This window comes from Streptomyces sp. NPDC056948 (assembly GCF_042674225.1).
Taxonomy (GTDB): Bacteria; Actinomycetota; Actinomycetes; order Streptomycetales; family Streptomycetaceae; genus Streptomyces; species Streptomyces purpurascens.
The window spans coordinates 1-7458 of the sequence record NZ_JBHUQX010000440.1; the positions used below are offsets into that span (position 1 = coordinate 1).

Annotated in this window: 4 protein-coding genes and 1 pseudogene; all 5 read right to left on the bottom strand. The window is 73.4% G+C overall.

Annotated features, from left to right (window positions below):
* Positions 1 to 66: 66 nt before the first annotated feature.
* The gene (locus ACFTZL_RS37495; protein WP_382592660.1) at positions 67 to 966 is read right to left on the bottom strand and encodes a phosphoribosylaminoimidazolesuccinocarboxamide synthase; all 900 of its coding nucleotides are present in this window, start codon (positions 964 to 966) and stop codon (positions 67 to 69) included.
* A gap of 119 nt (positions 967 to 1085) precedes the next feature.
* Positions 1086 to 2561 carry a N,N-dimethylformamidase beta subunit family domain-containing protein gene (locus ACFTZL_RS37500; protein ID WP_382592663.1) on the bottom strand — a complete coding sequence of 492 codons (1476 nt, stop codon included), beginning with the start codon at positions 2559 to 2561 and terminating at the stop codon, positions 1086 to 1088.
* A 224-nt stretch (positions 2562 to 2785) separates the two neighbouring features.
* Positions 2786 to 4624, bottom strand: a complete 1839-nt coding sequence (locus ACFTZL_RS37505) for a hypothetical protein (protein WP_382592669.1) — start codon at positions 4622 to 4624, stop codon at positions 2786 to 2788.
* 327 nt (positions 4625 to 4951) lie between these two features.
* Complete coding sequence (purD, locus tag ACFTZL_RS37510) at positions 4952 to 6202, bottom strand: phosphoribosylamine--glycine ligase (RefSeq protein ID WP_382592666.1); 1251 nt, start codon at positions 6200 to 6202, stop codon at positions 4952 to 4954.
* A 151-nt stretch (positions 6203 to 6353) separates the two neighbouring features.
* Positions 6354 to 7458: pseudogene (locus ACFTZL_RS37515) on the bottom strand (DNA polymerase III subunit gamma and tau); the annotation flags it as partial.

The following is a 7458-nucleotide window of genomic DNA, read 5'->3' on the forward strand; positions in this document are numbered from 1 at the left end:
GCTCCATATGAAGAAGCCCCCCGGTTCCGGCCGGGGGGCTTCTTCGTGTCGTGAGTCGGACACGGCCTAGGACCAGGTCAAGCCCGTCAGGCGCTCGTACGCCTCCACGTACTTGGCGCGGGTGGCGTCGACGACCTGCTGCGGCAGCGCCGGCGGGGGCTGCTCGCTCTTGCGGTCCCAGCCGGACTCCGCCGAGGTCAGCCAGTCGCGGACGAACTGCTTGTCGTACGACGGCTGCGCGCGGCCCGGCTGCCACTGGTCGGCCGGCCAGAAACGGGAGGAGTCCGCGGTGAGGACCTCGTCCGCGAGGACCAGGTCGTCGCCGTCGAAGCCGAACTCGAACTTCGTGTCCGCGAGGATGATGCCCCGCTCCCGGGCGACGTCCCGGCCCCGGGAGTAGACGGCGAGGGTCGCCTGGCGCAGCCGGGCCGCGGTGTCGGCGCCGACCTGGCGGGCGACCTCCTCGTAGGAGACGTTCTCGTCGTGCTCGCCGACGGCGGCCTTGGTGGCCGGGGTGAAGATCGGCCCGGGCAGTTCGCTGCCGTCGACCAGGCCCTCGGGGAGGGCGAGGCCGCAGACCGTGCGGGTCTCCTTGTACTCGACCAGGCCCGAGCCGGTGAGGTACCCGCGGGCCACGCACTCCACGGGGACCATCTGCAGGGACTTGCAGACCAGCGTGCGGCCCGCCCAGTCGGCGGGGGCGCCGGCGGGCAGTTCGGTGCTCAGGACGTGGTTCGGGACCAGGTCGGCGAGCTGGTCGAACCACCACAGGGAGAGCTGCGTGAGGACCCGGCCCTTGTCCGGGATCTCGGTCGGCAGCACCCAGTCGTACGCGGAGATGCGGTCGCTGGCGACCATCACGAGGTCGCCCGCCTCGTTCTGGTACAGCTCGCGCACCTTGCCGGTGTGCAGATGTACCAGACCCGGAACCTGGATCGGCTCGGGCTTTTCGACGAATCCGGACACGGTGCCTCCCCGTGGTTGAACAAGACGTGCGCCCGCAGGGCTCCCACAGGGTGGTGGTGGGAGACGGGAGGGCCAATGGCTTGATTCTCCCGTATGAACGGGTGATCACGGACAGTGGGTCAGTCGCGTTTGCAGATGCGGTCCAGAAGATTCGCGGTGGCGCGCTGGATACGGGGGTCGACGTGGCCCGGGCGGTCCAGAGCCGGGGTCCAGGCGAACGTTCCGGATGCGAAGACCCAGGCACCGGAGGGGGCGCGGTAGAGGGACGTCTCCTGGTGGCGCTGAGCGCCTTCCTTGTCGGTGTACGGGGAGTGCGCGAGCAGCACGCGCTCCTCGTGCTCGGGCAGCGGGGTGCGCGGGAAGTACCGGTCGGCCTCGCCCGCCACCAGATCGGCGACCTCGTCGCCCTCGTGCGCGCCGGAGGCCTCCCACAGCCAGTGATCGGCGTTGCGCACGATCAGGGGCTGCGGCTCGGGGACGTGCCCCGCGTACTGGATGCCGATGAGCTGCTGCTCCGCCCGGTCGATCTCCCGCCACAGCACCGGCTTACCCGGGCCCCTGCGTTTGCGGCAGGTCAGCAGGCGGTCGGGGACGCCGGACGGGGAGGGGCCCAGTTCCACCTGCCAGTACATGGAGTTGGCGGAGAGGAAGACGAGCGAGGTGCCGGCGTCGCGGGCGAGCTCCACACTGCCGCGCATGGCGGCCGACCAGTACTCGTCGTGGCCCGGGAAGACCAGGCCGCGGTAGTGAGTGGGGTCGACGCGGCCCGCGTGCAGATCGCTCGCCGTGGCATAGGCGATGTCGTAGCCGTAGCGCTCGGCCCAGCGGATGAAGTCGTAGGCGTGGCCGACGTGGAGGGGGAGGCCCGCGCCCGCGTACGGACGGTCGAAGGAGACCGTCGTGGCAGCCTCCGACTCGCCCAGCAGCCGGCCCTTCTCGTCCCAGGCGTGGTAGAGGCTGGCGCCGGTGCGGCCGTCCTCCGGGTAGAGGTTGTACGCCTGCCAGGTGATGTCGGGCAGGACGAGGAGCAGGTCGGCGGGCTGGTCGTGGCGGACCGTGAACGGGACGTGGGAGCGGTAGCCACCCGCGGTGGTGAGGACGGCGACGTACGCGCCGATGTTCCAGTACGACGGGACCTGGAGGCGCCAGGACAGCCACCAGTGGTGGCAGGAGACCGTACGGTCCGCGGTGAGCGGCGCGGGCTGCACGATGCCGGACAGCCGCGGGCTGGTCGTGATCTTGGCGGCGCCGTCACCGCCGTAGTGGCCGATGCGGTAGATGTCGACGCCGAACTCCTGGGGCGGGTCGACGGTGATGTGGAAGTCGATGGCCTCGCCGGGCGCGACCGCGCCGGTGGAGGTGAAGCCCTTGATCTGGCGGTGGACGTCGTCGGCCGCGCGGGGGCCGTTGGAGCGGGTGGCCTTCCTCGGGGCGTGGGGCGCGTCCTGGTCCACGTACCAGGGGACGACCTGGCCGGTATCGTCGAAGTACGTCACGGTGCCGCGCAGCCACGGAACGGGGCCCTGTCCGAAGGGATCCGTCACGGCGTGCGCCAGTGCTCCCGACTCCCAGCGGCGGATCTGCTCCGAGGCCATGGCTGTTTCCCCTCCCCTTCGCCCCCGTGGTGGTGCGTACTGGTGTGGTCTGTGTGGTGAGTGCGTGGTGAGTGCGTCCTCTGTGGTGCCGTCGCGCTTATGTGTTTGTCGTATGTCGTCCGCCCTTGCCATGCACGCGAACGGTCCAAGCACATCACATAACGCGCGCACTTCGTCACTGTTCGTTTCGAATTGGCCAGAAGTGGAAGCGGGTGCTCCGGCGGTCAGACGAGCCGCACCGGCTTCTCCGGGCGTATCCCCAGCTCGGCCAGCCAGGCGCGCAGGGGGGTGGGGTCGCCCTCCTCGATCAGGGTGAGGATTTTGGGCGCGAGATCGGCGGTGCGCTCGCCGTTGTGGAGGAGCGTGGGGCCGTCCAGCCAGTCCAGGCCGGGCGTCGCGCCGGCGGTGTCCATCGCGGCACAGCAGATCATCGCCGTGAGGTGGTCGGCGAGCAGTTCCCGGGCCGTGCGCGGGGGCTGGAGGGGGAAGAGGGGGAGGGCTCGGTCGTCCCAGAGGGCGAGGGGGTCCGGGGTGGCCGGGGAGCTGCCGGCCGGTGAGGCGGTGGTCGGGGAGGCGGCGGTCGACGGGTGGGGCGTCGCGGCGGCCTCTTCGCGGGCCAGTTCGGCGCTGAGGCGGGCGGCCAGGTTCGCGCTGCGGGGGGTGGTGCCGGAGAGGTCTTCTTCGTCCTCGTCGTCGTCGAGGGGAGGCGGTGATTCCGGGGCTCTGGTGGGGAAGGGCGCTTCGCCGGACGGGTCCGTGCTTCTGTGCGGGAGAGATGCCTCGCCGGTCGGGTCCGTCAGGTGGTCCAGGACGCGGGACAGGGTCGGGCTGCCCGTGGCGGGGGCCGCGGTGCCGGTGGCGGGGCGGACGCCCATCGCGTCCAGGACGCGGTGGAGCCGGGCCGCGTCGATGCGCCACTTGCGGTCCACGACCTCGTCCGGATACTCGCTCCAGTCCACCGGCGACCAGTCGGGCCCGGGCTCGGCGGGGCCGCCGTGGAAGAGGCGGGCGGCGAGGAGGGAGGCGGACTCGTCGACCGTGCCCGGCTCCTCGAGCAGATCGCAGGCGGGCCGCTCCCCCAGACGGGACGCGAAGCCCTCGGCCAGGCGGTCCCGCCGGGACAGCTCCGTGAGCGCCGCCACGACACCGGCGTCCAGCCGGGACGGCCAGCGGCCCATCCGCCAGGCTGGCAGCGCGACGCGGGTCAGCAGCCGGTCCCAGCCCGCGTACGCCAGGCCCACCTGCTCCTGGGCGACGATCCGCAGCCCGTAATCCACAGCCTGTGCACGCTCCGCGGCCGCGGCCGCGACGCCCCGCTCCAGCTCTGCGGCATGAAGGCGGCAACTGCGCAGCAGCAGCCGGGCCACCCAGCCGACGCCGGCCAGCACGGCTCGCGACACCGGGTCGCGGCGGGGCGCCGAGGTCACGGCCACCGCCGCGTCGAGGCCCCGGACGAAGCGCCGGGCGGCGGCTATGTCCGGGTGGGCGGAGGGGCCCGTACCGGCGACGACCGGGGCGAGGACCGCGCGCAGCTCGCCGACCCGCATCCACCACAGGAAGGGGGAGCCGATGACGAGGACCGGCGCGACGGGGTGCCGACGGTGCGCGTGCTTCCCCGCACCCGCTATGTCGTCGTGCTCCTCGGCGGGAGGCGGTCCGTGGGCCGGGTGGGTGCGGTCCTCCAGCCAGCTGTCACAGTCCGGCGTGAGCGCTATCGCGGAGGGGGCGGGGACCTCGAGGCGGTCGGCCAGGTCGCGCACCATCCGGTACAGATCGGGAGCCGCCTCCTCGGCGATCGGGACGGTCGGGCTCATGGCCGGACGGGCCCGGGCGACGACCAGGGCGATCCCGGCGGCGGCGAGCAGCACGAGGACGGCGACCGGGGTCAGGACCCAGCGGGCGGCGTCCCAGCCGGGTCCGACGAGACGGCCGGAGAGAGCCCCCGCGAGCAGGATCACGGCGACGGCCGCGGGCAACAGGGCGACGGCCAGCGCGCGACTGCGGATGCGCAGCACGACCAGTGCCCGTGCCCGCGCGACCTGCGCTCCTGCCTCCACACCCATTCCGGTCACGACCGACCTCACCCCCTCCCCGTTGACCTGACGCTTGCCTTGCTCACTCCCCCACTGTGGCACCCGCCACTGACATCGCAATGCCGGTGGGCCAAGTGCCGGAACGCTTGCGCCGCACCCTAGTTGGGGCTCAGCCCCCCGTCAGCCGGATAGGGCATCGGTCACTCGATGGAATGGCTCTGGGGAGAGGTGGATGACGGAAAGCGATGGTCAGGCCCTCACCTACCGAAAACTTCAGGCCCCGGATCCTGAGACGGATTCGGGGCCTGCGAGGTTCATCGGCGGCGGGGTGGATTCCCCCGGCTCTGAGTGGGTCGGTTACGCGCCCGCCGCCTTCGCGGCGATGTCCGTGCGGTGCTGGGAGCCGTCGAGGCGGACGCGGCCGACGGCCGTGTAGGCGCGGTCGCGGGCCTCGGTGAGGTCCTTGCCGATGGCCGTGACCGACAGGACGCGGCCGCCCGCGCTGACGATCGCGTCCCCGTCGCTCTTGGTGCCGGCGTGCAGGACGTACGCGTGCGGGGCGTCCTGGGCGGCGACCTCGTCGAGGCCGGTGATCGGGTCACCGGTGCGCGGGGTGCCGGGGTAGTTGTGCGAGGCGACGACCACGGTCACGGCCGCGTCGTCGCTCCAGCGCAGCGGCTCCAGGTGGGCGAGGTTGCCGGTGGCGGCGGCCATCAGGAGACCGGCCAGCGGCGTCTTGAGGCGGGCCAGAACGACCTGGGTCTCCGGGTCGCCGAAGCGGGCGTTGAACTCGATCACGCGGACACCGCGGGAGGTGATCGCGAGACCGGCGTAGAGGAGGCCGGAGAACGGCGTGCCCCGGCGCTGCATCTCGTCCACGGTCGGCTGCAGGACCGTCTGCAGCACCTCGTCGACCAGCTTCGGGTCGGCCCACGGCAGCGGGGAGTACGCCCCCATGCCGCCCGTGTTCGGCCCTTCGTCGCCGTCCAGCGCGCGCTTGAAGTCCTGGGCGGGCTGGAGCGGCACGACCGTCTCGCCGTCGGTGACGGCGAACAGGGAGACCTCGGGGCCGTCGAGATACTCCTCGATGACCACGCGCTCGCAGGCGGCGGCGTGGGCCCGGGCCGCTTCGAGGTCGTCGGTGACGACGACGCCCTTGCCGGCGGCGAGCCCGTCGTCCTTGACGACGTACGGAGCGCCGAAGGCGTCGAGGGCGGTGTCGACCTCGTCCGCCGTGGTGCAGACGTACGAACGTGCCGTGGGCACCTCGGCCGCCGCCATGACGTCCTTCGCGAAGGCCTTGGAGCCCTCGAGCCGCGCGGCCGGGCCGGACGGGCCGAAGACCGGGATGCCCGCCTCGCGTACGGCGTCGGCGACACCGGCGACCAGCGGCGCCTCCGGGCCGACGACCACGAGCTCCGCGCCGAGCCGTGTGGCCAGCGCGGTGACGGCGGCGCCGTTCAGGGCGTCGACCTGGTGCAGCTCGGCGACCTCGGCGATCCCGGCGTTGCCGGGGGCGCAGTGCAGCGCGGTGACGTCGGGGTCGAGGGACAGGGAGTGACACAGGGCGTGTTCGCGGGCGCCGGTGCCGATGACGAGGACCTTCACGGGGGTCAGCCTAACGGGAAGCACCGGGTTTCCTTTGTGCGGGCTTCCGAAGGGGGTGGGGGTGTTGGGTTGGAGGTTTCTCCGAAGCGCGGTGTCGCTGACCGGGTGGCCGGGGCTTTAGTGGAGCTTGCCTGGGGCTTGTTCGGTCGGGCTAGGGCTCGTTGGAGAACTCATCCACCACTGTTGCCCCCAGCTCCCGGACGATCAGGTCCTGCCCGGAGAGGGCCGACTCGTCGAGGTCGGGGTCGTCGTCCTCGGGGATGTCGTCCTCGACGGATACGGACCGCGGCCTCGGGGCGGAGGGCTGGGGAGCGGGGGCGGACGCTGCGGGGCCGGAGGAGGGGGCGGGTGTACTCGACTGCTGGGCGGGGGTGGACGGGGCGGCCGACTGGGAGGGGGCGGGGCGCTGGGCGGTTGCCGTACCGCCGCTGCCGCCGCTGCCGCCTCCGGCGTTGTAGCCGCCGCCACCGGAGCTGTAGCTGCCGCCGCCGTAGCCACCGGCGCTGCCACCGGCGCTGCCGCCGGGGGCGCCGCCGTGGCCGCCGTTGCCTCCTCCGAAGCCGGAGGGACCGCCCGGAGCCGGGGGCGCGGAGCCTCCGGAGGGGTCGACGATCGCCTCGATCTTCCACTGGACGTTGAACTGCTCGCCCAGCGCCTGCCGCAGCACCTCCTCGCTGCCGCTGCTCAGGAAGTTGTCCCGCGCGCCCGCGTTGACGAAGCCGAGCTGGAGGGTCGTGCCGTCGAAGCCGGCCACCTGGGCGTTCTGGCTGAGCAGGATCCAGGTGAAGCGGCGACGGTTCTTGACGGCCTCCAGGATGTTCGGCCAGAGCATGCGGGGGTCGACACCGCCGCCTGCGGGGGCGGGGGCGGCCGGGGCGGGGGCCGAGGGGGACGGTGAGGGCGCCGGTGGGGTGCTGGCGGTGGGGGTGCCCGTGGCAGGGGTGTTCGCTGCCGGGGCGTTCCCTGCCGCAGTGTTCGAGGCGGGTGCGCCCGAGGCGGCCGTGGGCCAGCCGCCGGGGCGACGGCCGCCACTGCCCGCGGAGGCGGCGGTGGGCCAGGCGCCGGGGGCGGGGGCGGGGGCCGCCGGGGCGGATGCGGGTCCGGGGGCGGGCGTGGTGGGTGCGGGCGTCGTGGGCGCTGGGGGTGCCTGGGACGGCTCGGGAGGCTGGGGCGGCGGGGTGTGCCCGCTGGTGGCGGGGCCGGAGGCGGCCGGGGGCTGCTCGGCGGGGGCGCCGGGGCCCGGGGTGCCGGGGCCC

Excerpts from the sequence above, each read along its gene's own strand:
- ACFTZL_RS37500 (WP_382592663.1), bottom strand. The coding sequence starts at position 2,561 with ATGGCCTCGGAGCAGATCCGCCGCTGGGAGTCGGGAGCACTGGCGCAC.
- ACFTZL_RS37505 (WP_382592669.1), bottom strand. The coding sequence starts at position 4,624 with ATGGGTGTGGAGGCAGGAGCGCAGGTCGCGCGGGCACGGGCACTGGTC.